Here is a 26,193-nt window from a genome sequence, read left to right as displayed (position 1 = left end):
AATATTGGAAAACGACACAATGAATCAAAGCGCAGTTGCTGGACTTGTGGGGCTTGATGAAAGTGCCAGCGCAGATCAGATACGGGAGGCGATCGCACAGAAAATCGTGCAATTGCAGCAGGCTCAAGCCAAGGCGCCGACGGATGTTTTGCGCAACAAGTATCAGCGGCAACTGGATCAATTGCAGCTTGCTCGTGGGCAATTAACTGCACAGGGCAACGAGAGCGGGCATGTGAATGCCGCTCTTTCGCAGACCAAAATGGCGGACCTGCCGCAGTCGGGCACGCAGTTTGACGGGGCGAACAATGTGCAAATTCGGCTTCAATCCGGTCAGCTTCTTGCCAACCGCTACGAAATTCGTGAGCAGATAGGCTCGGGTGGCATGGGCGCGGTGTATCGTGCGTACGATACGACCCGGCAGGATGAGATCGCGCTCAAAGTGTTATTACCCGGATTGGTTCGCAATGAGCGGGCCCGCGAGCGCTTTCTGGATGAAGCGCGCATCTCGTCCAAGCTGAGCCATCCGAATATCGTCAATGTATTCGACGTCCAGCAGGATGGGGATCTCTTTTTCCTGACTATGGAGCTGCTGGAGGGGCAGGACCTGCGACAGCTGATGGAGGTGCGGAGTCTCACTCGTCAGCCGTTCACCGAGGAGGAAGCCCGCGGGTTGGCGGTCACACTCGCGCAGGCACTCGTTCACGCGCACCAGTTTACTGTTCACCGGGATATCAAGCCTGAGAATATCTGGGTCACCGAAGACGGTGACTACAAGATTATGGACTTCGGTATTGCCCGCATTCAATCCGCGAGCCAGCGCACCCAGACCGGTGCGGCCATGGGGACTGCCTATTACATGGCACCGGAGCAGTTGAAGGGCAGTAACGCCATTGACGGGCGCGCCGATCAATATGCGCTGGGGGTGTTGTTGTATGAACTGCTCGCCGGTGAAGTCCCTGCGGGCCGATTCCGGCCGCTACGCGATCTTCGTAAAGATTTGAGCAAGCGTTTTACCGACGATATTGAAAAGGCACTGGATACACTGCCCGAAGGGCGCTTTGATGATATGGCCGCGTTTGCGCAGGCGTTGGAAAAAAACAAAGGCCGGACCAGGTTGAACCTGCCCTGGAAAGGAATCGGTATCGCTGCCGGCCTACTGGTGGCGCTGTTCGGCGTCGGTGGTCTGGCTTCCAGTGGATATATCGGGTTAGACAGCCTGAAAAGCCTGCTGCCCATGAGCAAGGAAGAGATTGCCATACGCAAGGCCGGTCTCGCCCGTATTCAGGGGGAAATCAAGGTGCTGAAACAACGTCTGGATTCTTCCAGACGGGGTCTCGACAGTGATCTGCGGGATGCAAAACGCAACGAGAGCCCGGAGTTGAGAGCATTGGAAAATTGGCAGCAGGTTACAGAGCAGGGCATTTTCTCAGGCCACCGTCTGACGGAGCTGGAAGGAGATTTGTCGATGGCTGAGACGTTGTTGCGCGATGAGGCCTTTGATCAGGCGCAACCGGTCTTCGAGAAAGTGCGTTCCGGTTTTTCTGCCTTATTGGAGGATTTCGATGCGGCAGCCGGGCTCCTTACGGCACAAGCGGCCTTCGATGAAGCCCGAAACGACTGGGAGCGTGTACAGGATGAGTACAGTTTGAGTGCACCTGCTCAGGTATCCGCAGCACTGGAGGCGAAGAATCAGGCAGTACTGGCCGAGCAACGGGGCGACTTTGCCGCCGCCCTGGCGGGCTGGAAATTGGGTGAGAAACAGTGGCGCGAGGCTCCAGAGGCCATGGGCGACGAGATCGCTCGTATTGATGCGGAAAGAAAGGCAGCCGTAGCGGCCGTCAAGCGCAAACGGGATGCGGAAGCGGCGGAGAAAAAGCGTCGGGCAGAGCTTGCCGCGGCAGAACAGCGGCGCCGCGAGGCAGAAAGAATGGCGGAGCAAAAGCGCCTCGAAGAGCTGGCACGTAAAGAAGAGCAGGCAAAAATGGATAAGCTGCAACCCCTTGTTCGAATCGCGCCTCGCTATCCGATACAGGCGGCGCGGGATGGCATTGAAGGGTTTGTGATCGTCGCGTTTGATATCAATGAGGTGGGTGCGGTTGAAAACGTCCAGGTGGTGGATTCGCGCCCCTTACGTGTGTTTGACCGTGAAGCAAAAAAAGCGGTATCCAAATGGAAATATAAGCCTCTGATCGAGGATGGTGTTCCAGTGCGCACGCGCGGAGTGATGACACAATTGGACTTCACTCTGCAGTAATTGGGTGAATTTTTATACGAATAACATGCGCTGTGAGTGTATGGAAATAGCCGCAAAGCGGAAAGACTTTTTGGAGAAATACATTGTTGCATTTGGGGATAGACCTCGGAACCACATTCACGGTAGCGGCCTTCGTCAACGACCGTGGCCAGCCGACCCTGTTTCCGGATTTCCACGATGCCAATGAATTCCGCACACCCAGTGTGGTGCATCTTGGGGAGGAGGGGTGTCTGGTGGGCACGCCGGTGGAAGAAATTCTGGAAGATGAACCGGGGTTACCTCACGCGCGTTTTTTCAAACTGGATATGGAGGCGAATCGGCCAGTTTTTACTGATAGCGATAAACGGGAGTGGTATCCACAGGCACTCTCGGCGCTTGTGTTAAAGAAAGTCCTCAAGGATGTCGATGCGTTTGCCCACGAAGATATCGGTGGTGTACTGATTGCTGTGCCTGCCAATTTCAACGATGCACAGCGTCGGGCAACCAAGCTCGCCGCGCAGATGGCAGGCATCTCGCAAGTAAAGTTGATTGAAGAGCCTGTGGCGGCGGCTACTTTTTATGGAGTGCATCAGGTCGGCGGAGAGCAGACCCTGTTCGTATATGATCTGGGCGGTGGCACTTTTGATGCCACGGTACTGCAGTCTTCCGAGGGTGGGCTTTACGCGCTGTCGACCCAGGGCAGTAATCGCCTTGGTGGTAAGCACATCGATGAGCGCATCGTACGGTTTATTGTCGAAGAGTTTGAGCGTCAGCACGGGTTCAAACCGGACGATCCCGTGTCGCTGCAAACCCTACGCCGTTTCGCCAATGAGGCAAAACACACCCTGGCTAAACCGGGTAAAGGCCGTGTCAACAAAACACTGGTTCTCGGAGGTCGCACGCTGGAATTTATTCTGACAAAAGATCGCTTCAACCAGCTCATCGACGATTTTGTCGATGACACTCTGGCGGTGTGTAACAGGGCATTACAGGCTTCGGGTATGGATTGGGGCTTTATCGATACCGTGCTTCTTACCGGTGGATCATCACTGCTACCTCTGGTGTTGGATAAGGTCGCGCGAGCGAGTGGCAAGGCACGTGACCAGCTGGTGTGCAAGCAACCCCATCAGGCGGTTGCCTACGGCACGGCCATTCTGGCCCAGCAGACCTTCGGCCATTCAACTGGAAAAGCACTACAGTCCATCTGTTCCTATGATCTGGGAATCCGGACCCTCGGGCGTGATGGCGAGCCGATGGTAAAAGTATTGATCGAACAGAACTCCGCGGTTCCCGCCAGTGCAGTCACCACCTTTTATACCAGCCGTGACGACCAGACCCGCATGATCATCGAGGCGGTGCAAAAACGCGGTGAGGGTGAGTCCGCGGAAGAAAAGAGTCTGGGGTATTTTGCGTTCGGCCCTATCGAAAATCCGCGCAAGAAATATCCGGTTGAAATTGAAATGTGCTATGACCTGGAAGGGATAGTGACCATCACCGCGAGGGATCCGGAAACCGGACGGGAAATTCGCCAGGTCATGGATGAAGAATCCGAAGCGTTGGATCGCGCGCTGCTCGAACAGCAGGGTTGGCTGCAAAAGCTGGATGTCAATAGTTAAAGCGTGGAAGCCAGATTGATACAGGGGCGAATTGAGAGCATTGCCGTATCCCGGGTGGGGCACGTACGTGAGCACAATGAAGATGCGGTGTTCAACGATGATGAGCTCGGCTTGTGGCTCGTCGCGGATGGTATGGGCGGACACGCTGCGGGTGAAGTGGCGAGCCAATTGGCGGTGGATACGGTGGCGCAGGACATGATGGCGGGGGATGACCTGCGCCTGGCGGTGCAGCGTGCCCACGTGGTAATTAAAGCCGCCGCTCGCGATAACCCCGCTCAGTCGGGTATGGGTACCACGCTTGTTGCGGTACAGCGATGCCGGCGTGGATTCCGGCTGATTTGGAGCGGCGATAGCCGTGTTTATGCCTGGCACGGGAAGGGGCGACTGCGACAACTGACCCGGGATCATTCCTTTGTGGAGGATCTGATTGAGCGTGGGGTTCTGAGTGAAGAGGAGGCCCAGAGTCACCCGAAAAAAAATCTGATCAATCAGGCCCTGGGCTTGGTGGAGCTACCGCATCTGAATCCGGGTGAATCCTACTATCGACCGAGCTCCAGGGGTGGGCTAATGCTTTGTTCGGATGGTGTCAGCGATATGCTCAGCCCCGGTGAGCTGAGTGATATATTGACGTCGGGTGGCAATCTACAGGAAACCGCAGCAGCGCTCACGCGTGCGATCGAAGGCACCAGTGCAACAGATAATTTCAGTTTTGTTCTGTTGGCACACCCCGCACCAGGCCTGAAAGGTCTGCTTCAGCAATGGCTCGGGCGCTAGCTCCAGCCTGCGAATTATTAATTTAGATACTTTTTTCATGGTGCAGACCCTTTCAGTATTTCAGTAAAACCGGGTACTTCAGATATTCCTGGTCGTAGTAAGGGCTGCGCTGATAGAAAAAAGCAAGCCTGGCGGAGGGGTTCTCGGCGAAGGTTTTGTCCTGTAAGCGCTTCTCAAAGGTGCTTCTCAGATCGGCATCCTGCGCCAGCATTTTTTCTGCTAAGGGAATGAGTGCGTAGGGTTCCGCGTACTCGGTACGCTGGAAAATCTGGTTGAAGAATCCCCATTGGAAAAAGGAGTCAGGGCCACGAGGGTCCAGGAGCGCAGTGGCAAGCTTTCCCAGTGGCTGGTTGGTGGATACCTCAAGGTAATCATCAACCCCCCGTTGAATGCGTTCTTGCGAGAACTTGGCATCGACACGGAAGTGGCCTTCAAACTGGGCCTTGCCAAATTCGTGAGCTTCAGCAGTGAACTGTGTAAGCGGGAGTGGTCCACCCTTGGCATCGGAAACTTCGATGCCGTGCGCTTTCAGGCGCTCGATGACGAGCTTTTCATGGCGGGGGATGTAAAAGGCTTCCGGTACGCGCACTTCTACGGCTTTAACGTCGTCTCTGAATACCGGTAATCCCAGATAATCTCTGGCTTTGCCGAGCCAGACCACACTTTCTTTGCCGCTGATGGGATTCTGTTTTTTCTCGTAGGCCATGCCTTTGAAGGGCTTTTCAGCATAGACGCTGAGGTCTGGTGTCTTGTTGGCACTCCAGGCAAGAACCTGGGTCTGTGGGCGCTGCTGCTGATCTTCCGCGATGGCCGCGCGCAGTGCATTGCCGTGCTCCGCGAGTGAGGCGAGGCTCGCCTTGATCAGTTCATAGGTGCCCAGCACACGCTGACGATACGGCTTCAGTGAGTGGTTTTCCACCAGCACGGTGGGTGTGTGACGGAGGTCGCCGAGTCCGTTGGAGTAGCGGGGGCTGGCGGTCCAGTGGCTGATGCCCTCGGCGAATTCATCGCTGTTTACGCCGAAAACCAGCGGGCCGGGAATGTGCCCGGCTTTAGTGAGTGCACTGTCCACGTTGTGCTGAAAAGTCTGTTCGAGCCAGCGGGCAATCTTCGGCGAATCGCTGGCAAAGGAGCCGTTGTAGCCATAGGTGATGTCGTACTGGTAGTCCTCACCATCTGTGACGTGGATGTCCAGGTAGAGTTCTGGCTTGTACTGGTTGATCACGTCCATCACCGCGCGCAGTTCTGGTGTGTCCAGTTTGGCGTAGTCGCGGTTCAGGTTGAGGTTGTTGCGGTTGGTGCGCCAGCCCGCGTTGTGTGGCCCGCGCTGGTTCATTCGGGTGTAGGGGCCGGCGCGTTCGTGTCCGTCGACATTCAGGATCGGGATGATCAGCAGGTTGACCTTGCTGATAAGCGCTTTCAGCGATTTGTCACCGCCGATATAGTCTCGCAGCAGCATAAAGCTGGCGTCTTTGCCGTCAATCTCACCGGAGTGGATACCCGCCTGGGCCAGCAGGGTAGGCTTGCCGTTGGCTTTCGCGTCGCTGCCACCTTCCGTCACGGTAATCAGCTGGATTTTGCGGCCGCTGTTGGCGGCACCGATATCGCTTACCTGAATATCGTCACTGGCCGCCGCCAGTCGATTGGCAAAGGCTCGGGTTACTTTGTAATCGGGGGTGGTTTTGAAGTCGCTGGCTTCCGCTGGGGTCACCCAGTCGCCTTTCTGCTGGACGAGCTTTTCCGATGCACCCTTCCAGGGAAGCAGTTTTGGGAGTGGGGCGGTCAGTTCATTGGACGCCATAACAGCAGTGCTGCTGGCCAGGACCAGCCCCGCAATAAACCGGCACAGGTGTGAGCATACGCGGTGGCGGAAGGCGGGCGTGCGATGAATGGACGTCAGGGACATTCGGGGGCTCCACGGTGTAGGTAGGATCTATCTTTATTAACGGGCCGCACTCAGGGTAGCTGCCAGCCAAATCGCTCAATCAATGTCATAAGACAGCCTCTGGGTGGTGCCACAATCTCGAGGCGCTCACTGGACTCAGGGTGCTGTATGGACAACCGATAGGCATGCAGCAAGAGTCTTGCACATTGCAGCTCTTCTGCGAAGAAGCGGTTGTGGGTGGATTTGCCGTATTTCGGGCAGCCGATTAGCGGGTGCGACAAGTGCTTGAAGTGACGACGAATCTGGTGGCGGCGGCCCGTCTTCAGTTCCACTTCCACCAGGGAATAACGGCTGCTGGGGTAGCGGTCGACGGAGTAGGGGAGCTCCACAGTGCCGAGACGCCGGAAATGGGTAATCGCATCCTGGCGGGGTAGATCGCTTTTTGGCCGTTTGCGCTGGTGCTTGAAGTCCGCCACCGGCGGCAGTGGGTGGTCGATGACACCGCTTTCCGGGCAATAGCCGCGACAGATGGCGAGGTACTGTTTGATCGAGGAGTCACTGTCCAGTTGCCCCTGCAGTTTGGCGGCTGCCTCTCTGCTTTTGCCAAACACGATCACACCGGACGTTGGTTTGTCCAGCCGGTGCACCGGGTACAGGTGCACACCGACCAGATCCCGCAGGTACTGTAGCAGGATGCGGTCTTCATGCTTGTCGATATCCGAGCGGTGCACCAGCCAGCCCTCCGGTTTGTAGGCGGCGATAAGATGGTCGTCTTCAAAAAGTAACTCTGGTGTCATTTGCGAGGCGCTGCTCGGCTGAAAACGGAATGGAATTATAAAGTGTGTCTTAGCGAGAAACACGCAGAGAGCTGAGCAGGATTGCGAAAATTTCCGGAAGAGTATTGATACGGGGCTAAAGCCAATAAAGCCAATATGGTTACCACCAAATTTTTACTGTTGATGAATACATCAACAGGAGACATGAAATGCAGTTGCGGAGCAAGCCTAGCCATTAGTGATCAAAAGTCTGACAGAAGTTGCGTCGGCCTTTGTTTTACCGGGGGGCGGGAGAAGCTGGACACAACAATATTCGCTGGCGATTCAGTTGGCAAAATGATCTTTCTGAACACATTTTTGACGGCGATTCTATATTTCTGCAGCATAACTTGTGTAGCATGTTGGCGACTTGCGGTACACGTTTTTAATACGGCGTACCAAGTAGCAATTGTTGTTGGTTTTCTGACCATATTTTTACAAGGAAGTGATGATGTTGATTGATAGGCTATCGAGCCTCCTAAAGTGGTTTCCGGTGTTTTTTGTTGCTGTTTTTACTTTTCTGGTGACTGCCTGTGTACCGGATAGCGATACACTGGATGAAATTGAGGCATTCTCCGAGCGCACAGAGACACTGCTGGAGAAGGATCGAGCACTGACGGATGAGTATGGAGCGCTGGTCGAAGAGCTTTCCCGCACTGTGAGTGAAACCGGTAGTGCCAAAGCCGCAGTAGAGTCGGGCGTGTACGACAAGTTGGCGGGAAACATGGATAGTGCACTGGCACTGGCCACTCAATATCAGCAGGAACTTGAGTCGCTGTTTGCGCAGCTGGATCAGGATTCGCCGTGCTACCACCCGGAAATTGCCGATAACCTGAAGACGGCGATCGCCGAAAAGCGCCAGATTGCGAGTGCATTGCGCCAGCTGAAGGGTGCAGACTTGGAAGAGGGCGGCGCGATTATTGTTGCACTCAATGCTACCCCAAAATCCTTTGCGGCCGGCATGAGCAATATGGTGGAGATGTTCAAGGTCTGTAAAGTGCCAGCGGCGATGGGGATGACAAAGTCCGAGCTCAACGAGCATTCGAAATCCGCGGAGAGTAGTGATTCAGAAAGCGGCGATTTTGATCATCGGTCTGCGGGCGATCTGACAGTAGAAAAGTACACAAAATCGAAGAGTGTACTTCCATTGAAACCCATTTGGATCAATCGACTTTTGCCAACCGATGTTGAAGGTATCTCGGATCTGGAGGGCGTCCAATTGAGTGATGGGGTGACGATTAATGAGGGGCTCGAGGTGGTATTGCCTGAGCCGTATCGCAGTGATCTCACCAAGCCCTTTACCTTTCGTATTACCGGTACGGTGGCCGATAAGTACAGCGAGTACCAGTTGGCGGTGGATGTAACCCGCGTCGGTTACACACCGGTGACGTCATTAAATTTTGATAATGCGGGTCTCGCCAAATGTATTGATAGCATTGCCTCGGACAAGGGTTTCCGTTTTGTGGAGGAGATCGAGAAGATTTCATGCACAGCCCATGAAGAATCTCCTCTTGCGTTAACGGAGCTATTCCAGCTTACGAATCTGACGGATATTGAGATAAACAATTTCAATATGGTGGATATGGCTAAGGCACCATTACCAAAGAGTGTTTCCGAACTGAAGTTTACCGGTGGGACCTTGGATGGGCTGCCGAAATTTACCAATATTCATGGTCGCCTGCTTCTATGGGGCGCAAAAGTTGAAGATTGGTCACAACTTTCCAAGGTGGCTGTAGAGAAAGTGTTTGTGGATGAGCGGGCAGCAGACTGCGATTTGGTGCGCTCATGGGATGAGGAACGTTCCGACCTGGTGGTGACTCACCATGGGTTGGATGCTGGGGAAAAGGTGGCGCGCATGATGCGCATGGAAGATGAGGATAATGTTACTGGCGTTGTTTCAGGGTGCACGCTGTAGCTTAGTGGTCCATGCGGAAAGTTGTGTAACTGTTCGCTTCGCCAAAGTGTCCAGCTCTGCGTTAAGAAAGCTTGAAATAGAACCACTATTCCTGCGCTTTCTCGCCTTGATCTGAACACTTTGGCTGTGCTCCTTAGTTACCGAACTTTCCGCATGGACCACTAGCTTCGGAAGCGCGCAGCCCGGGCAATCCGGTTGCGCAAAACCCGCTGTTACGCAAGGCGGCGCCCATACCCGGGCCAAGTCCGCCGACCGCTTTGACAGCAAGCAACAAACCAGAAAAGCAGCGCGGGAGTGGGACAGCTCCCGCAGCTGTTGATGGAAGTTCGGGCACACAGAGTCACTGCTCGTACGCTATTCTCGCCGGTAATTCACGAATACAATATTGGTACGTTTATTCGCTGGCTAGCTCGATGTCCTATCCCCTCCGCCCTCTCACCGAATACTTCCGCCGCTGTTATCGGGCGGACAGCTATGACCTCGCCCTGTCCAATATCACCAAGTTGCCCGCAAACCGCAGGATGTATCTCGACGGTGAGGATGCGCTCGGGTGTGGCGATCTGCATCGTATTCCTGTGGTCGGGCAGGCGGCGGAGCAGCTCGCTGCACTGGCGGACAGCTATCGCCGGGAGCGCCGCCTGGTGTACGGGACCTTTTTGATTTCTGGCAGTGTGGCGAATGCGACCGGGCTCAGCCGACAGCGCAAAATTTGCGCGCCGCTGATCTATGTGCCGGTTGCTTTCATTACGGATGAAGACCTCTTTATTGAAGCGGATGCAAGTGATGCGAGGATCAATCTGCCCCTGCTGCGCAATCTGTTGAAGCCGGATGTGGATGCATCTGCGATAGATCAATTTCCGCAGGTGCAGTGGCCCATGACGAGCAGCCTGATCACGGCAATCGGCCAGTGGCTGAAACGCTATAGCGTGCTCGGTGACCTTGAGGAACTGGGGCGCTGGCCCAAATTACAGGGAGAGGATGTGCTGAAGCGCAGACTTTCCGGGAGTGCGCTGAAGATCAGTTCGGCAACTTGTCTGGTACTTGCCGATCGCTCTCGCGGTGTGCGGGGAGTATTGCACGAGCTTGCCGCTCTGGCTGAGGCTGACCGACACTCCAATCCGGTTGTTGAGCTTCTGGGTCAAACACCATCCACTGTGAAATCTCGATCCAAGACGCGATCGGTCAGCACGCCAATGTCATTACCGGTCCTGCTGTCTGAAACACAAGCGCATGCACTCGAGAGTGCAGCAAAAAGTACGTTGAGCCTCGTATCCGGGCCGCCAGGAACGGGAAAGAGCTACACCATCGCGGCTATGGCTATCGACCGGGTGCTACAGGGCGAGTCTGTACTGATTGTTTCGAAAACCCGGCATGCTGTGGACGTTGTCGGACAGAAGTTAGCCGATACCTTTGGCTTGCAGGCGGGTGTTGTGAGTGCGGGTAGCGAAGGTCTTTCTCGTGGGCTGAAATCGCACTTGGATAGCTTGCTGAAAGAGGGGTTGCCGGCAGATGAGAGTTCTCTGGCAGAGGTGCAACAAAATCTGGCGAACCGTCGCAGACAGCTGGACCGGGTCGAGCGCCAGTTTGTGCGTTCACTGCAGATGTCTGCGGTGCAGCGCCCAAAGGGCTTGCTGGGTTTGTGGCGAAGATTTTCCGGAAAAATAGCGCGTGCGTGTACCGGGGCAAAATCTGAAATTGCGCCGCTATGGGATCTTCAGAAAACAATAGGTGAAAGCCGGAGGCAGTTTGAAACTGCTGCCAAAGCATACTTGAACACCGCACGTAATGAATGCCTGGCACATTTGCTCGAAACAAAGCGGTCTACTTTGTCGTTGTTCAACCAGGCGCTCCGTTCGCGGACCTCCAAACGGCAGGCGGAGCGGTTTGCAGCGCTGGATTTCAGCGCGGTTCTGGAGGCATACCCGATCTGGCTGGTGTGTTTGGATGAGGTAAGCGATACCTTGCCGAACATCCCGGGTATGTTTGACCTGGTGATCTTTGACGAAGCCACCCAGTGCGACATTGCCAGTGCGTTGCCAGCTCTGCAGCGGGGCCAGCGCGCGGTGATCGTCGGTGATGGAAAGCAGTTGCGACATGTTTCATTTTTATCGCGAAAAATGCAGGCGGGCATCTGGAACGATGTTATGGAAGAAAGCGGCGGTCCACCTTCCAAATTCAGTTATCGGGAGCACTCACTGCTGGATCTCGCTTCCGATGTGATCGGGAAGCAGTCAGCGATTTCTATGCTCGATGAACATTATCGCAGCAAGCCCGATCTGATCAGCTTCAGTAATGCGCGCTTCTATGGTGGCCGCCTAAAAATCATGCAGTCGCGCCCTGGCGCGTTAGATGATGCAGGCCTGTCTTTTCGTCTGGTCGACGGTGTGCGCAGTGCCAGTGGTAGAAACTCTCGGGAGCGTGATGAGGTTGTGACAGAATTGCGCGCACACCTGAATCAATACGCGCATTTACCCACAATGCCATCGGTGGGGGTGTTGTCTCCGTTTCGGGACCAGGCAGAGTATTTGGATACGGAAATTCGCAAGGCATTTAGTGCGCAGGAAATATCTCGAATGTCCCTGCGGGTTGCCACCCCATACGGCTTTCAGGGGGAGGAGCGAGATTTCATGCTGTTGTCGATTGCCATAGACCCGGTGAGCGCGCGTGCGGGAGCCTATTTGAATCGGCCGGATATGTTTAATGTGGCTGTTACCCGCGCGCGGAAACGGCAGCTGATTATTCACTCTATCGAGAAAGGCGCTCTGAGCGATGGTAATTTATTCGCGCACTATCTTGCCCATGATCATCGGAATGATCACGCGGGAGCGAGTCAGGGTGCTTGTGGGTTCGCCGCGGAAGTGCGCGAGGTTCTGGAGGAGCAGGGGGTTCAATGCTGGGTTGGTTATACCGTGGCCGGACAGGTCGTCGACGTGCTGTGTGAGCGCGATGGTCAATATTTTGGTATCGACCTGACAGGGTACCCCGGTACTTTCTGTGATTACCTGGACCTGTCCATATACCACGCCTTGCATCGGGCTGGAGTGCCACTTTTCCCGTTGCCACATAGTCAATGGCAGTCGGATCGTGAGCGATGTCTGGAGTTAATACACGGTTTTCTGAACAGGAATAACCCCTGTGTCACCGAACAGCCGTCGCTCGAAGCGGAGTCCGCTATCCGCCGGTGAGCGGAGTGTTGCGATCTGTACCATGGTGCTGCTTGTCTGCGCAGTCACCCTTGGTCAGCATCTTGGCTTTGCAATTCCCGTGTTTGCCTGAGAATATCCGGCAACGCTTTTTCGTCGGCGTCGAGGACGTCGAGGATGGCCACCAATAAGTCGGCGGAGAACATGCACTTGCTGACTTTGCTGCGCAGGTTTTCCGGGGTGACGGCGATGCCTTTGTTGGAAAGGGCGCTGGCAAGATCGTTGTAGCGCACGCCTTTCAGGGCCATGGCGGCGCGGACGTAGCGGGCGATGGCCTGCTTGTAGGGGCTCAGGGCGCGGTGGTTTTCGAGGCTTTGCTTCTGGTCCATGGTACTCTCTCTATTTGTTACGCATGATAGCCGTATGTGGTTTATTTGCAACAAAAGTGCCCGATACCCGTTGACCATCAAAAATTTACTGTTATATTTGTGACTCATATTCCACATGTGCAAGGGAGTTGAAATGACCTGGAACAACGAAAACCTGCGCCAATTGGCCGAAAATCACCCCGACTGGGTGGTCGAGGCGGAGGGCGACTGTCTGAGCGTCTCTAACGATGAGGGTGTAGATGCCTTTATTTATGTAGGCGAGCGGCAGATTGTGGTGGAGAGCATCCTGTTCCCCGTCAGCCAGGTAGAAGACGAAGCGGCCCTGAACCGGCTGATCCTGCAGACACACCAGCTGGTACCGCTGACCACCGTGGCGATAAAGAGCATTGGTGGCAATGACTATTACGTAGCCTTTGGTGCACTTTCTGTGTCCAGCAAAGACGAAGTGGTGATCGAAGAGGTGGAAACCCTGTTTGGCAATGTGGGCGATTTCCTGGACCTGTATTCCGCGCAATTTGAATTGGAGGGTGTAGCATGAGCCTGAGTAAAATCTGGACCGCACTGCGCGGCGCTGTAAACGAAGGTACTGAAGCGATTGCTGACAGCCAGTCTCTGCGTATCCTCGATCAGGAACTGCGCGAAGCGAAAAGTGAGCTGAAAGCCTGTGACGAAAACCTGACCAAGATCATGGCCAAGCGCAAGCTGGCGGAGAACAAGGCCAAGGCGCTGCAGGCGGATGTAGACAACTACACCAACCACGCCATTGCCGCGAGCGAGAAGGGCGACGAGGCGCTGGCCATTGAGTGTGCCGAGCGTGTTGCCGAGCTGGAAACCCAGCTGGAAACCGAACAGAGCATTCTGCAGGGCTTCAAAAGTTCCGAAATCACGCTGAAGAGCAATATCTCCAAGGCGAAGGCCAATGTGCGTCGCATGGAGCAGCAGATCGATCAGATCAAAGCGACGGAATCTGTGCAGAAGGCCCAGGTTGCGGTTTCCAGCCGCCATATGGGTGCCAACAGCAAAGTGAAAACTGCGCTGGACAGCATGGAGCGCATCAAGGCCAAGCAGCAGCAACGCGCTGCAGAGCTGGAAGCGGCGGAAGAGCTGGCTACCGAAGAAAGTGGCTCCAGCCTGGACGCCAAGCTGAAGTCCGCGGGCATCACCCCGGGCGGACAGGTTAGCGGTAGCGATAAACTGGCACAGCTGCTGGCTAAACGCACCCAGGCCTAAACCATGTTGATCTATAAAGTGCGACGCCTTTTGGCGTCGCTTTTTATTAGGGCCAGTATCACCACCGTTCTCGTGACCACCGCAACCTATGTGATCGGCAGTTATCTGCTGTTGTCACTGGCAGGCGAGGCGGACATTGTCGCACCGGAAAACTTCTTCTATTGGCTGGTGGTTACCGCGTCCACCGTGGGTTACGGGGATTTTTCTCCCACAACTGTGTGGGGCAAAGTGGCCGTAAGCCTGTGGGTGATTCCCCTCGGACTCAGCCTGTTTGCGATGATCGTAACCCGGGTGGGCTTTGGTGTGACTGAATTTATCCAGCGGGGCAAAAAGGGGCTGCGCAATATGAACCATGAAAACCATACGGTAATTATCGGTTGGAACGGTACCCGTACTCTGCGCCTGATCGAATTACTGCTGTCAAAAACCAATGGCGATGCTGCGGAAGTGGTGTTGTGTGTTGAGGCGGAAATCGAAAACCCGCTGCCTGGCCGTATCGACTTTGTCAAAGTCGATTCGTTCTCGCACCGGGAGAGTATGCTGCGCGCGAGCCTGGACAAGGCGGCCCGTATCATCATCGATAATCCGCTGGACGATGTGACTCTCACTACCGCATTGTTCTGCGACAAGATCAGTCCCAATAGCCACAAGACCGCCTATTTCCAGGACGAAAACGTGGGTGAGCTGTTGCGCGCACACTGCCCGAATATCGAGTGCATTCCCTCGGTGGCGGTCGAACTCCTGGCAAAATCCTCCCTCGATCCCGGTTCCGCGCGTCTGCACCGGCAGCTGCTGGACAGTACCTATGGAATGACCCAGTACAGCGTGGAATACCAGGGCGATCAGTCGATTCCCTTCGGCGCTTTGTTCGATCATTTCAAGCACGGGCTTGCAGCCACATTGCTCGGTGTGCGCCGCACGGGTGAGCAGAAAATTGAAATCAATCCATCGCTGAGCGCACCGGTAGAGGCGGGAGATACCGTCTACTACATTGCCGAGCAGCGTCTGCCGGCCAGCCGGTGTTTTGATGTAAAAGTCGATGGCAAGGAAGGTCAGGACGCATGTTTGGCAAACTGATTGATAAATTCAAAAAGCCGGAAGTGAAGCCGCAAACCCCGGAAATCATGGGCTTGCGCCTTGGAGCCAGCTTCGAGGTCGATCCCCTGGCGATTCGCCTGATACTCGATGAGCTGACCATCGAATCGTTTGAACCCACCCAGATCATCAAGGCCGCCGGCGTTGTAGATCTTGACGGTACCTGGGTATACCGCTTCTATACCGACGACGATGCCTGGCTGCAGGTGGTCGCAGAAGGCGGCCAGCGCGATGAGCATGTGGTGGATGTGAAACTGTTTCACTTCTACGACACCCGCGACATCGCGACAGACGCTACGTGGAAAAACCTGCTGGATAAAGAGATCGGCGCGGGCACCTATGCACTGGATGGCCGAGACTACCAGCGCGTATGGACCTCCACCGGCGACTACCACAACCCGGTGCACATGGCGGAGACCACCTACGACGAAGATGGTGCACATTCCAGCACCGATCAATTCACCATGCTGTTCGAGCGTCCACTAACGGACGAGCGCACAGAATCCCTGTTTCTTTCTGCAGAAGAAAAACTGGAGACAGGGGGTTACCTCAGTCGGTGTCTGGTATTGAGTACCGGCATCTCACTTACGCCATCGCAAATTACCATTCACGGATAACAAGGAGTCTCTTCGATGGAACAAAATTACGATTTACTGACAGGCATCCTGCACTTTGCTGCCTATTTTGGCATTTCGCTGGTTTTGCTGATTGCCTTCAAGTTCCTGTACGCACTGGTTACTCCGCAAGATGAATGGAAACTGATTCGTGAAGACAAAAACACCGCTGCCGCCATCGGCTTTGGTGGTGCAATTCTCGGTTTTGCCATCGCACTGGGCGGCGCTGCCAGCAACTCCGTTTCTCTGGTGGATTTCGCTACCTGGGCCCTTATCGCATTGATTGCACAGCTATTGGCCTTTGCGATCATTCGTTTCCTGTTTATGCCGCGCATCGTTACCCGTATCGAAGACGGTGAAATCAGTGCAGGTGTCATGCTCGCCGCTACCACGATTTCCGTTGGTGTTCTGAACGCCGCCTGCATGTCCTACTGAGTGGGGGACCGGTTATGAAATCGATCAAACGCAGTAAAAACATTAACCTGGCAAATATGCGCAAGCATGCCGGGCGCAACTTTGTCTTGCGCCCGGTGGCGCTGGGCATTGTTGCGGCCCTGATGGGCTGTAGTTCCAAAGAGGAAGTGAAGGTCGTCGCATCGGTGCAGGATTGTGTCGACAAGACCGAGTTGGACCAGGAGCAGTGCGAAGCAGCCTATCAGCAGGCGCTGCGCGAAGCGGAGCGCACCGGGCCGAAATACGACTCGCGCCAAATGTGTGAAACCGAGTTCGGTAACTGCCGCCAGTCCGGCAGTTTCTGGCTGCCGCTGATGACCGGCTTTATGGTTGGGCAGATGCTCGACGGCGGTAACCGCAATCGCTATTACAATCCGGTGTATCGATACACCAACCCTTTCTCCAATCATTACGACCGTTTGATGACTTCCGACGGCAGTGTGATTGGTCGTTCCGGCAAGGTGAACTACACCGTGCCGAACTCCGCTACCAAGCCCAAACCCACGGTGACCAAGACGGTTTCCCGCGGTGGCTTCGGTTCTGTTGCGTCGGCCAAGTCCAGTTGGGGCGGCGGGCGTTCCGGGGGCTGGGGGGGCTGATCCTTGCTGCGCATGCCCATCAAACCGCGCCCGCACTGGAAAGAGCGGGCGCGGGAGTTCGGATTCGGCTTTCACACCATGTATGGGGAACCCTACTGGGATGAAAGCGCCTATTATCAGTTCTCTCTCGAACAGATAGAGCGGGACCTGGAAGACCCCACCGAAGAAATCCATCAAATGTGCCTGGAAGTGGTGGCGAAGGTGCTGGCAGACGACGAGCTGTTGCGCCGTTTCTGTATCCCTGAGCGCCACTGGGGCTTCGTGCGCAGCTCCTGGGAAAACGGCGATCCCAGCCTGTACTCCCGCCTGGATTTCGCCTACACCGGCAAGGGGCCGGCCAAGCTTTACGAAAACAATGCCGACACGCCCACCAGCCTGTTTGAGACCGGTTTCTGGCAGTGGCTGTGGCTGCAGGACAACGTGGATAGTGGGGCGCTGCCGCGACAGTCGGATCAGTTCAACAGCTTGCAGGAAAAGCTGGTCAATCGCTTCAAGGATCTGCAGTTTCTGACCCCCGGCCGCGCACTGCACTTCGCCTGTTGCAAGGGCACCGAAGAAGACCGCGGCACCGTGCAGTACCTGCAGGACTGCGCGCGCGAGGCGGGCATCGATGAGCACTTTGTATTTGTCGAAGACATCGGGCGCGATGCGGCGGGGCAGTTTACCGATCTACAAGATCAGGTGATCACCTGGATGTTCAAACTCTACCCCTGGGAATTTATGTTCCGGGAGGAGTTTGGCGAGTATTTGGGGGGCAACAATATCCGCTGGCTGGAACCGCCGTGGAAATCGATCCTCTCCAACAAGGCGCTGTTACCCATGTTGTGGCGGCTGTTCCCCGGGCACCCGAACCTGTTGCCGGCGTTTTTTGAAGACGAGCTGGAAAAGGCGGCCGCGCACGATTCGCTGGTAAAGAAACCGATCTTCTCCCGCGAAGGTGCGAATATCTCCCTGGTAGAGGGGGCGTCGCTCAAGGCCGGCGGCGACCCATCGGCAGAGGCGCTTTCGGACGGGCCCTATGGGGAGGAGGGGTATATTTATCAGGCCATGTATCCGCTACCGAAGTTCGGCGACAACTACACCCTGATCGGTAGCTGGCTGATTGATGACGAGGCTGCCGGTATTTCCCTGCGGGAAGACAGCGGTCTGATCACCCTGGATTCCAGCCGCTATTTACCGCACGTTATTCTTTAGAAACGGCCCGCTTCCGTCTTCTACTAAGACTTCTCGCTTAGGGCCACTGTTCCAGTGGCCCTAAATACACCCAGCGCTTTTTGTACAGCTTGAACTGTGAGATTTCATGGAGCGCCCGCTCTTCCCCCCCGTCGTGAAACCACGCCCGAAATTCCACGATCGACGACTTTAAACCCTTTTTGTATTTGATAACCTCAAGCCTTGCCCACTGCGTGTTCAGGTCACCGTTGTTGAGCTCCGGGCAGGTGTCCGGGTGCCAGCTCTTTTTCAGGTAAGGGATATTGCCGGTGACATAGGCGCTGTAGCGGCTGCGCATCAGGGCTTCTGCGTTGTTGGGGTAGGTCTGGCCGGACAGGTAGAGTCCGCAGCACTGATCGATGGGTTTGCCGGTACCACAGGGGCAGGTGGTGGACATCAGGGCCTCGCAGTCTACGCAAATGGTCGCGCATCATAGCAGCTGGGACCGAGACTGGCAGGTCTTCGCCGGCAAGTTAAGGTGGAGGATATCTGCGCCAGACCTGCTAGGCTGAATGGAGAGGCCCGCGTTCGGGTCTGCTCCCCGGTGTGGCCGTGGTTTGGTGCCGCCGGAATGAATTGACCGAGGGTTCCCCTATGAATCGCAGCTACCCATGGGTATTTGGCTGTTTGATACTTGCGTGTCTATCGCCCAATTCTGTTGTCGCACAGAGTGATTCAGAGGGGGGCGAAAGTGTGGGGCAGCCCGGGGGAGGGCAGAGCCCTTACCTGAGCTTTTGCCAGGAGCGCTTCTATGACGAGGATGACGGAATTATTTACTGCAACTGGTCGGTAAATTTCCACTACGCGTGCCTTGCGCCTTATCCGTCCAGAATTCCGCGACAGGCGGGGTCGCTGATTTCCAAGCCCGAAGTGGTCGGTGAATGCGATAACGGAGAGCCGATTATCAAAATTCTACATTACTGACCGCTTAAGCCGAGCCGGGCGCATCAGCGAGCAGTGTCGAGATCTTTTGCTCCAGTTGATCGTAGGTAAACGGCTTCTTGATGCAGTCGAGAATGCCGTCGGCGAGAATTTCCTGCACCTTGCTTTCCACGCTGTAACCGGTGGATAGTATGGCTTTTATGTCCGGGTTGATGCGTTTCAATTCTGCGAACAACTGTTGTCCGTCCATCTGCGGCATGATCATATCCAGTAGCACCAGCTCTATGTCCTCGTAGTGCTTTTGGTAAAATCCAATGGCTTCGGCGGCGGTGGCGAATGTGTCTACCTGGTGGCCGTGCATCTCGAAAAGAGTTTTGGAATAGCTGCGCACGATGATTTCGTCGTCGACCACCATCATACGAATAGAGCGCGCACAGGGCCCGACGCTACGGCCACTTTGCTGTTTACTGCAATCATTGATAATCGGTAGATAGAGATCAAAACAACTGCCTTTGCCTACTTCTGAGCGGCATTGAATGGCGCCTTTATGCAGGTGCGTGGTGCCGTATACCGCTGCAAGCCCAAGGCCCGCGCCGCGTCCACATGCCTTGGTGGTAAAAAAGGGCTCGAAAATGCGCTGGCGGATCTCCTCTGTCATCCCCAAACCACTATCTCTGACAGTGATTTGCAGGTATTGGCCGGGTTCCAGCTGGAAATCCGAAATTGCGATGGGCTCGGTGACTGTAATATTGCTGGTGCTGAACACCAGCTGGCCGCCTGCGGGCATTGCATCCTTGGCGTTGATACCCAGGTTCAGCAGCGCACTCTTCAATTGGGCCGAATCGCCTTTTACATGTGGCAGTGCCGCGCGCAACTGCTGCCGTACCACAATGCGGCGGTCGATGGTGCGCTCCAGCATGGAACAAACATCGCGCACGATATCGTGTGTGTTGCAGTCGTGTAGCTGATAGGAACCCTTGCGGGCAAAGGTGAGGAGTTGCTTGGTGAGTTCGGCTGCATGGTGGGCGGTGGTCAGAATCTGGGTCGCATATTCGGATATTTTTGCATCGTAGGTCGTCTGCTTGATGACCTCGGCGAATCCGGCGATGCCGTGCACCATATTGTTGAAGTCGTGGGCGATACCTCCCGCGAGTTCACCAATGGCCTGCATCTTCTGTGCCTGGCGCAACTCCTCTTCGAGCAGGCGTTGCTTGGTAATGTCAGTTCCGATACTGAGCACGCCGATGGCTTCGCCGCTGTCATCGGTCAGAATTTTGTTGGTCCATGCAATCCAGACACGGGTGCCGTCTTTGGTGACATTCTCGTTGACGTTGTAGCGGTGTTCTTCGGGATGGTTGCAGATGTGGTCCATCAGCGGGCGAAGATCACGGCCAGTGGTTTCGTTCTCGGGAACGATGGTGCCGACCACATGCTTGCCGATGATTTCTTCTTCCGAGTAATCGAAAAAGCGCTGCGCGTACTCATTGAAGAAGGTGACGATTCCGTTGCGGTCCCAGCGGAGAATGATCGAGTTCGCGTGCTCTACCAGCTCTCGATAGCGCTCTTCGCTTTTGCGCAGCGCTTCATATACCTCATGGGAATCCCGGTGGTCGGTTCGAGGTTCTGATTCGGCAGGTGCGCGCAGCGCGACTCCTGTTTTTACTGTGGTTTCCATTTGTCCTTCCTGGAACCTGGGAACGTTTTTCGATTGCAACACGGCTCAACAGAATTGTCTAGTAAACGGACAATTCCGATCGCGGTGGAATCTCCGGTTGCTGCCAGCATCACATTGTTGTTGAATCCGATGGGGCTGTGAGAAATTTGATAATAGTTTCCTAACAACAGATCAGGGGGTAGGAAAGGGCATGCGCTTATTATGGGGATCGGTAACAAGATCGGTGCAGCGATGGCATCGCCTGACAGTGGCGATCGGTGGCGCAGTAGTGGTTGCCGCGCTAACCGGCTGTGGCGGAGACAAGGAAAAAAGCTCTGACAGCCCGGATTTCGCCCGTCAGGGGGACTTTCCCAGCACCTATTCGGCAGATAAGGCGGCGCCCGTACTGATTCGCGGGGCGACGGTTTTGACCGGCACCGGCGAAAAGTTGCTCAGTGCGGATGTGCTTCTCAAGGACGGCAAGATTGCGGCGGTTGGCGAAAAGCTGAAGGCCCCGAAGAAGGGCCTGGTCGTGGAGGGCGCAGGCAAGTGGGTGACGCCCGGTATCATCGATGTGCATTCCCACCTGGGAGATTACCCGGCGCCCTCGATTGAGTCCTCTCAGGACGGCAATGAAATGACCGCACCCAATACAGCGCAAGTATGGGCAGAACATTCCGTTTGGACCCAGGACCCACAGTTCGCGCTGGCCCTGGCGGGCGGGGTGACCACACTGCAAATCCTCCCGGGCTCTGCCAATCTGTTTGGCGGCCGTGGTGTGACACTTAAAAACGTACCCGGGCGCAGTGTGCAGGACATGAAATTTCCCGGCGCTCCCTACGGCCTGAAAATGGCCTGTGGGGAAAACCCCAAGCGTGTGTACGGCGGCAAGGGCAGCTTGCCATCCACGAGAATGGGTAATGTCGCCGGTTATCGGCAGGCATGGATCGACGCTAGCGCCTACAAAAAGAAGTGGGAGAACTACCACAGTAATGGTGGTGATGCACCGGACCGGGATCTGAAAATGGAAACCCTTGCCGGTGTGCTAAACGGTGAGATCCTGGTGCATAACCACTGCTACCGGGGTGAAGAAATGGCCATCATGATGGACATCGCGCGCGAGTTTGACTTCAAGATCTCCACTTTCCACCATGCGGTGGAGGCCTACAAAGTGGCCGACCTTCTGGCCGAAAACAATGTGTGTGCAGCCATGTGGGCAGACTGGTGGGGGTTCAAACACGAAGCGTTTGACATGACGGAGGCGAATATCGCCATCGTCGACCAGGCCAAGGCCTGTGCCATGATTCACTCGGATTCTGCGGTGGGTATTCAGCATCTTAATGAAGAAACCGCAAAAGCGATGGTGGCAGGTCAAAGGGCGGGCTTTGAAATTCAACCTCGCCACGCCGTTACCTGGATGACCCGCAACCCGGCGCGCGCGCTGGGCATTGAGGAGGTCACGGGAACCCTGGAAAAGGGCAAGATGGCGGATGTGGTAGTGTGGTCTGCAGACCCTTTCAGTGTCTACGCCAAGGCGGAGCAGGTGTTTATCGATGGCGTGCTGATGTTTGACCGCAGTAACCCCGAGCGGCAACCGCACAGCGATTTTGAATTGGGTATTCTGAACGCAGACGGCGAACGCCTGCCGGACGGAGGAGAGCGCTAATGGGAATTTCGAATACGCTCAAAGCCGGGGTAAAAATCACCCTGTTTTCCCTGCTCGGGTTTGCGGTTGCTGTGCACAGTGAAAGTATCCTGATCAAGGATGCCCGAATTGTGACCCTCGGTGATCAGGGAACCCTCGAGAATGGTGATCTGCTGGTTCGTGACGGCAAGATTGTGCAGGTTGCTGACGACCTCGGCGATATCACCGCTGACCTGATTATCGATGGCCGGGGAAAGGTGGTCACGCCGGGGTTGATCGCGCCCAGCAGTGAGCTGGGACTGACCGAAATCGGCGCGGCCGCTTCGACCAACGATGGTGCTGCTACCGAACAGTCCATTGGGGCTGCCTTTAATCCGCTGGTCGCGTTCAATCCTCATTCCACATTGATCCCGTTCAACCGCGCCGGTGGCCTGACGCGCGCCGTAGTGCTGCCATCGAGTGAGGACAGAATCTTTGCCGGACAGGGTTTTGCCATCAAGCTCACCGGCGATTTCGATAGCGTGACAGATCAGAACCTGGTGCAAAAGGTGTACTTTGGCGAGTACGGGGCACAGTTGTCCGGCGGCAGCCGGGCAATGGCCTACGCTCAGCTGGAGAGCGCACTGGAGCAGGCAAAAGAGTATTCAGATAATCGCGATCAGGTGCGCCGTGGGCAATGGCGCGAGCTCGACTTCGCAATGGACGACCTGGAGGCACTGCAGCCGGTGCTGCGTGGCGAGCAGCCCCTGCTGATCAGCGCGGACCGCGCCAGTGACATACTGCAGGTTCTGGCGCTGGCGAATAAATTCCAGATTCGGCCAATTATTATCGGTGGCGCAGAAGGGTGGATGGTCGCTGGTCAGCTGGCCGGGGCCCGCGTTCCGGTGGTGGTGGATGTGTTGGGCAATACGCCGGATGCCTTTGAGAAGCTGGGCGCGCGGATGGATAATGCCGCGCTTCTGCACAAGGCTGGCGTCACCGTTGCGATTAGTGGCCCTGGATACGCGGGTTCTCACAACAGCTACCTGTCGCGGCAAGCGGCAGGTAACGCGGTTGCCTACGGCTTGCCGTTTGAAGAGGGGGTACGCGCGGTAAGTGCCAATGTTGCCACGATTTTTGGCCTCGATGGGGGTGTGTTAGCCCCGGGTGGTGTTGCGGAACTGGTGCTGTGGAGTGGTGATCCCCTGGAAGTCACAAGCTTTGCCGAACTGGTGCTGATCGATGGCAAACCCCAGTCTCTCGTCAATCGTTCCACGCGGTTGCGGGATCGTTACTTACACCCCAAAGCGGGTACCGGACATGGATATAAAAACTGATGATTAGTGTAGAAATTACCGCGCTCTATGGCGGACTGTGTGCATTACTGGTGATTGCGCTGGCGTTTAACGTGGTGAAGTTCCGCCGTGGCAAAAAGGTCGGTATCGGCACCGGTGGCGATAAAGAGGGGGCGGTGTTAGTCCGGGCTCACGCCAACGCGATTGAGTACATTCCCCTGGCGCTTATCCTGTTGCTGGTAGCGGAGATCAACGGGGTTTCCGCTGTGTGGTTGCACTGTCTTGGTGGCGCACTGGTTTTTGCGCGGATTCTGCACGCGATCGGCCTGATTGGTGGAAAAGGTGGCTATCACCCGGGGCGTTTTATCGGCACTTCGCTGACCTGGTTGGTGATCATCATTCTGGCGGTGATCGATATCGCGTCAGTCTTCTGATCCCGCTTGAGCTTAAGGCCGGCTTGCAGGCAAAAAAAAGCCCGGCAAGCCGGGCATAGTACAGGGATGGAAACCAGAATATTGGTATCCAGGGGGGATTACTGATTTGCCGCCAGCGGTGTGACGTTTTCATCGCTGGACTGCTCGTCCTGCTCTTCGGCGGCGAGCAGTTCTTCCGGCTTGCCTTTACAGGCCTTGGCCAGGACTTCGCGGCGCTTGGCCAGCATCAGGCCAATTTCTTCGCTGGCTTCTTCTGAAACGCCCTCAATATTGCGCTCGATCAGAGCGGTGATGTTGGCAGCGAGTTCCAGCATCTTGTCGTGTTCTTCGGCATCTTTCTTGTTATCGAACATGGCTCCGTCTCTATCGCATTTCCAAACGGCTACTACCGCCATATTGGGCCTCCTGAGGTCTTGGTATTGTGGTTATGTGTTGTTGATGTGGATGGATGTACAGTATCTGTATGGATATTCAGTGTCAACTGCAAAAACACCACATTCCGCGCCAGTGTACGCGCTGAGGGCCGGTTAGGGCTAGCTGAGGAGGGGGAGGCTAGAAGCCGCCACCATTGTCGAGCCACTCCTGTTCCGCCGGGGTGGACTCTCTGCCAAGTGCCTGGTTGCGGTGTGGATACCGCCCGAATTCCCGAATGACCTTCTGGTGGGCGACGGCAAACCGGTGGTAGCCCGCCGCCGCCTCGGCTTCCTCGGTCGTGACGCCGGCGATATCCGGTGCAAAATCCCGTTGCAGCTGGTCGAAATAGGCCACCGACTGGTCCTGAACCTCTGCGAGCTCAGAGTGCTCGAGTGGCATGCCCGCAAACGCGCGCTGGTGGAGACCCAGGTGCTTGTGGGTGTTGTCGCGGACCATGCTTTGAGCGATGTCCAGCGCCAGCGCATCACCGGCAAACGCCTTGGCTGACCCGCGATAGATATTCCGGCTGAACTGGTCGCACAGCAGGATCAAACCCAACTGTCCGCCCTGTGCGTTCCGCCAGGTGTCCAGATGCCCGGAAATCGCCCGGTCGACACTGGTGGCGAAGCGGCTGCGAATCTCCTCGTCAAACTGGTCACTGCGCTGAAACCAGCGTGCGCGCAGGTCCTCCGCCGGGTTTGCGTTCAGGTTTGTGGTGCCAAACCAGAATTCGAGTACCTCTGCAGGCGTGACCGTTTCGGGGCTCATAGCTTGCTCCTTCAAATATTTTGTGTGGATTGCATCCAAAGTGCTTGCTGTCGACGTCCATCAGGGGAAGGGTAAAAGCAGGCATCGGGATTCCCAAAGCCTGATATCAACTGCCTAAAAAAGGTACAATCTGGCGCCATAGATGGTTGGGGTAGGTCGTTCGTCTATCTATCACCATCGCCGGGCGGGGTTGGCCGGGGCATTTCCCTGCTTTGCCTCAGATCAGTAAGAGCGAGATAACACCAATGAGAGCGAATGAAATCAAGCAACGCGGCCCACTGAATACCTGGGCGCTGGCCCTGGTGGCCGCACTGGGTATGGTCGCATCGGGCAGCCTGCTGGCCCAGGAGGAAGATACCGTGGCACCCAAGCCGCCGGTACCGCCAGCCCCGGTAGTCGCGCCAAAGCCGGTTGAAAAGGAAGCCACTAAACAGGTGCGTATCCTGCGCCAGGAAGATGGCACCCTGCGTATCCATACCCGCGACGAGAATGGCGAAAACGCGGATGTTGAGATTGACCTTGGCGAAGCCTTCGGTGGCAAGGTGACCCAGCGTATCTACGAGAAGCTGGAAGAAAAAGGCATTCTGGACGAGAAAGGCCTGGTGGTTGAGCAGGCGCTGGATTCTGTACCGCGCAATATCAGCATCGGTATCAAAGCTGACGTGGAGCGTGCCGAGCGCATCCGTGAGCGGGCGGAACGGGCTCGGGAGCATGCGGAGCGTATGCACGAGCACGCCTATGCAGTTCACGAAGAAAAGATTAAAGAGCAGCGCCGGGGAGGTCCGGACATGGACTGGTTGATCGGCATTGTGGCAATTCTCGCGGTATTCGGCACGCCGATCCTGATTGTCTGGATGGTGACTCGTAACAACTATCGCAAGAAGCAGTTGTTGATGGAGAACATCAATCGCATGGTGTCTGAAGGCCGGGATATCCCACCTGAGCTGCTGGATGCGATGGACCGGGAGGGTACCAATACCTCCAAGGATCGAGGAGTCACCCTGATCGCCATTGGTGCTGCTGTGTTTATCTGGCTTTCCATTTCCACCGGTGTGGATGTGGGTAGCCTTGGCCTGATACCCCTGTTTATCGGGATCGCCCGCTACGTCAACTGGAAGCACGACCAAAAACAAGCGGGTTAAGGGCAAC

23 protein-coding genes are annotated in these 26,193 nt (G+C 55.8%); 16 read left to right on the top strand and 7 right to left on the bottom strand.

Annotation, left to right across the window (positions count from 1 at the left end; all coding sequences use genetic code 11):
- Positions 1–19: 19 nt before the first annotated feature.
- From ACXAG1_RS03680 to ACXAG1_RS03670, 3 genes are all read left to right on the top strand, one after another.
- Positions 20–2,254 (top strand): TonB family protein, encoded by a 2,235-nt coding sequence (locus ACXAG1_RS03680; protein ID WP_475118951.1) that lies wholly within the window; start codon positions 20–22, stop codon positions 2,252–2,254.
- An 83-nt stretch (positions 2,255–2,337) separates the two neighbouring features.
- Complete coding sequence (locus tag ACXAG1_RS03675; RefSeq protein WP_475118950.1) at positions 2,338–3,849, top strand: Hsp70 family protein; 1,512 nt, start codon at positions 2,338–2,340, stop codon at positions 3,847–3,849.
- A 15-nt stretch (positions 3,850–3,864) separates the two neighbouring features.
- Entirely contained in the window at positions 3,865–4,623 is a 759-nt protein-coding gene (locus ACXAG1_RS03670; protein ID WP_475118949.1) for a PP2C family protein-serine/threonine phosphatase, read from the top strand.
- Between the two features lie 52 nt (positions 4,624–4,675).
- On the opposite strand, the gene ACXAG1_RS03665 is transcribed toward ACXAG1_RS03670, so the two are convergent.
- Complete coding sequence (locus ACXAG1_RS03665; protein ID WP_475118948.1) at positions 4,676–6,529, bottom strand: M14 family metallopeptidase; 1,854 nt, start codon at positions 6,527–6,529, stop codon at positions 4,676–4,678.
- A 50-nt stretch (positions 6,530–6,579) separates the two neighbouring features.
- Positions 6,580–7,305 carry a pseudouridine synthase gene (locus ACXAG1_RS03660; RefSeq protein WP_475092780.1) on the bottom strand — a complete coding sequence of 242 codons (726 nt, stop codon included), beginning with the start codon at positions 7,303–7,305 and terminating at the stop codon, positions 6,580–6,582.
- Between the two features lie 469 nt (positions 7,306–7,774).
- On the opposite strand from ACXAG1_RS03660, the gene ACXAG1_RS03655 reads away from it, so the two are divergent.
- Positions 7,775–9,238 (top strand): hypothetical protein, encoded by a 1,464-nt coding sequence (locus tag ACXAG1_RS03655; protein ID WP_475092781.1) that lies wholly within the window; start codon positions 7,775–7,777, stop codon positions 9,236–9,238.
- 413 nt (positions 9,239–9,651) lie between these two features.
- Complete coding sequence (locus ACXAG1_RS03650; RefSeq protein ID WP_475118947.1) at positions 9,652–12,423, top strand: DEAD/DEAH box helicase; 2,772 nt, start codon at positions 9,652–9,654, stop codon at positions 12,421–12,423.
- Positions 12,424–12,467: 44 nt separating this feature from the next.
- On the opposite strand, the gene ACXAG1_RS03645 is transcribed toward ACXAG1_RS03650, so the two are convergent.
- Complete coding sequence (locus ACXAG1_RS03645; RefSeq protein ID WP_475092783.1) at positions 12,468–12,770, bottom strand: DUF6471 domain-containing protein; 303 nt, start codon at positions 12,768–12,770, stop codon at positions 12,468–12,470.
- Between the two features lie 133 nt (positions 12,771–12,903).
- Here ACXAG1_RS03645 and ACXAG1_RS03640 point away from each other — a divergent pair, with 133 nt between their 5' ends.
- The 7 genes from ACXAG1_RS03640 to ACXAG1_RS03610 are packed head-to-tail and all read left to right on the top strand — an operon-like array spanning position 12,904 to position 17,955.
- Complete coding sequence (locus ACXAG1_RS03640) at positions 12,904–13,308, top strand: DUF2170 family protein (protein WP_475092784.1); 405 nt, start codon at positions 12,904–12,906, stop codon at positions 13,306–13,308.
- Positions 13,305–14,000: a PspA/IM30 family protein gene (locus ACXAG1_RS03635; RefSeq protein WP_475092785.1), complete on the top strand. Its 696-nt coding sequence runs from the start codon at positions 13,305–13,307 to the stop codon at positions 13,998–14,000. The genes ACXAG1_RS03640 and ACXAG1_RS03635 overlap by 4 nt, the downstream gene beginning before the upstream one ends.
- 3 nt (positions 14,001–14,003) lie before the next feature.
- Complete coding sequence (locus tag ACXAG1_RS03630) at positions 14,004–15,077, top strand: potassium channel family protein (protein ID WP_475118946.1); 1,074 nt, start codon at positions 14,004–14,006, stop codon at positions 15,075–15,077.
- Entirely contained in the window at positions 15,062–15,712 is a 651-nt protein-coding gene (locus ACXAG1_RS03625; protein WP_475118945.1) for a YjfK family protein, read from the top strand. The genes ACXAG1_RS03630 and ACXAG1_RS03625 overlap by 16 nt, the downstream gene beginning before the upstream one ends.
- A gap of 15 nt (positions 15,713–15,727) precedes the next feature.
- Positions 15,728–16,144: a DUF350 domain-containing protein gene (locus tag ACXAG1_RS03620; protein ID WP_475118944.1), complete on the top strand. Its 417-nt coding sequence runs from the start codon at positions 15,728–15,730 to the stop codon at positions 16,142–16,144.
- 14 nt (positions 16,145–16,158) lie between these two features.
- A complete protein-coding gene (locus ACXAG1_RS03615; RefSeq protein ID WP_475118943.1) occupies positions 16,159–16,761 on the top strand; it encodes a DUF1190 domain-containing protein in 603 nt (200 codons plus the stop codon).
- Between the two features lie 12 nt (positions 16,762–16,773).
- Complete coding sequence (locus tag ACXAG1_RS03610) at positions 16,774–17,955, top strand: glutathionylspermidine synthase family protein (protein ID WP_475118942.1); 1,182 nt, start codon at positions 16,774–16,776, stop codon at positions 17,953–17,955.
- 37 nt (positions 17,956–17,992) lie between these two features.
- On the opposite strand, the gene ACXAG1_RS03605 is transcribed toward ACXAG1_RS03610, so the two are convergent.
- Positions 17,993–18,370 (bottom strand): YchJ family protein, encoded by a 378-nt coding sequence (locus ACXAG1_RS03605; protein WP_475092790.1) that lies wholly within the window; start codon positions 18,368–18,370, stop codon positions 17,993–17,995.
- A gap of 531 nt (positions 18,371–18,901) precedes the next feature.
- Entirely contained in the window at positions 18,902–20,530 is a 1,629-nt protein-coding gene (locus tag ACXAG1_RS03600; protein WP_475092791.1) for a hybrid sensor histidine kinase/response regulator, read from the bottom strand.
- A gap of 223 nt (positions 20,531–20,753) precedes the next feature.
- On the opposite strand from ACXAG1_RS03600, the gene ACXAG1_RS03595 reads away from it, so the two are divergent.
- From ACXAG1_RS03595 to ACXAG1_RS03585, 3 genes are read left to right on the top strand one after another with little or no spacing between them, the layout of a single operon-like run.
- Positions 20,754–22,175: an amidohydrolase gene (locus ACXAG1_RS03595; RefSeq protein WP_475092792.1), complete on the top strand. Its 1,422-nt coding sequence runs from the start codon at positions 20,754–20,756 to the stop codon at positions 22,173–22,175.
- On the top strand, positions 22,175–23,470 hold the full coding sequence (locus ACXAG1_RS03590) for an amidohydrolase family protein (protein WP_475118941.1): 1,296 nt from the start codon (positions 22,175–22,177) through the stop codon (positions 23,468–23,470). The genes ACXAG1_RS03595 and ACXAG1_RS03590 overlap by 1 nt, the downstream gene beginning before the upstream one ends.
- A complete protein-coding gene (locus ACXAG1_RS03585; RefSeq protein WP_475092794.1) occupies positions 23,470–23,862 on the top strand; it encodes an MAPEG family protein in 393 nt (130 codons plus the stop codon). The genes ACXAG1_RS03590 and ACXAG1_RS03585 overlap by 1 nt, the downstream gene beginning before the upstream one ends.
- A gap of 98 nt (positions 23,863–23,960) precedes the next feature.
- Here the strand turns inward: ACXAG1_RS03585 and ACXAG1_RS03580 are convergent, their stop codons facing one another.
- Both ACXAG1_RS03580 and ACXAG1_RS03575 read right to left on the bottom strand, forming a co-directional pair.
- Entirely contained in the window at positions 23,961–24,257 is a 297-nt protein-coding gene (locus ACXAG1_RS03580) for a YebG family protein (protein WP_475092795.1), read from the bottom strand.
- A 157-nt stretch (positions 24,258–24,414) separates the two neighbouring features.
- Complete coding sequence (locus ACXAG1_RS03575; protein ID WP_475092796.1) at positions 24,415–25,044, bottom strand: DUF924 family protein; 630 nt, start codon at positions 25,042–25,044, stop codon at positions 24,415–24,417.
- Between the two features lie 245 nt (positions 25,045–25,289).
- Here ACXAG1_RS03575 and ACXAG1_RS03570 point away from each other — a divergent pair, with 245 nt between their 5' ends.
- Positions 25,290–26,186, top strand: coding sequence for a DUF6249 domain-containing protein (locus ACXAG1_RS03570; protein ID WP_475092797.1), 897 nt, complete (start codon positions 25,290–25,292; stop codon positions 26,184–26,186).
- The last annotated feature ends 7 nt before the right edge of the window (positions 26,187–26,193 follow it).

Source organism: Microbulbifer sp. ABE4_465, from assembly GCF_056160765.1.
This window is presented reverse-complemented; position numbering and strand designations above follow the sequence as displayed.